The 601-nt window shown below is 45.0% G+C and carries 1 protein-coding gene and 4 tRNA genes; all 5 read right to left on the bottom strand.

The annotated features are described in order from the left end of the window. Nucleotides 1–196 (bottom strand): nitroreductase family protein (locus tag G3997_RS05000; RefSeq protein ID WP_296649066.1); only part of this gene is annotated, 196 nt, incomplete at its 3' end. A 39-nt stretch (nt 197–235) separates the two neighbouring features. Next, nucleotides 236–309 (bottom strand) — tRNA-Gly (locus G3997_RS05005). A 9-nt stretch (nt 310–318) separates the two neighbouring features. Further along, nucleotides 319–393 (bottom strand) — tRNA-Glu (locus G3997_RS05010). Between the two features lie 9 nt (nt 394–402). Further along, a tRNA-Met gene (locus G3997_RS05015) sits at nt 403–478 on the bottom strand. A 16-nt stretch (nt 479–494) separates the two neighbouring features. After that, nucleotides 495–583 (bottom strand) — tRNA-Leu (locus tag G3997_RS05020). Between the last annotated feature and the right edge of the window lie 18 nt (nt 584–601).

Here is a 601-nt window from a genome sequence, read left to right on the forward strand (position 1 = left end):
TTAGCTTAGAGGATGGTGTCATATTTGATAAYTGWTTTAGTTTTTCTTTATCTTCAACTACTATGAACTCCCARCATTGTTGGTTTCTTGCAGATGGTGCTTGCATAGCTGCTCTTAATAGTTTATCTATTTTTTCTTTTTCTACTTTTTGTTCTTTGTATCTTCTTACACTTCTTCTTGTAAAAATACTCTCCATATTATATTCTCCTTGTGTATTTTATTNNNNRGTTTAATCTGGAGCGGGTGAAGGGGATCGAACCCTCACAGCCGGCTTGGAAGGCCGGAACTCTACCATTGAGCTACACCCGCATATTTAATTGGTGACCCATAGGGGAATCGAACCCCTGTTACCGCCGTGAAAGGGCGGTGTCTTGACCGCTTGACCAATGGGCCATTTTATAATGGTTGCGGAGGCAGGACTCGAACCTGCGACCTTCGGGTTATGAGCCCGACGAGCTGCCAACTGCTCCACCCCGCGATGTTAATGGTAAAAATGGTGCCGAAGACCGGAATCGAACCGGTACGAGAGGTAAGTCCCGCAGGATTTTAAGTCCTGTGCGTCTGCCAGTTCCGCCACTTCGGCATTCAATTTTTATGGAGA

This window comes from Romboutsia sp. 13368 (assembly GCF_018336475.1).
Taxonomy (GTDB): Bacteria; Bacillota; Clostridia; order Peptostreptococcales; family Peptostreptococcaceae; genus Romboutsia.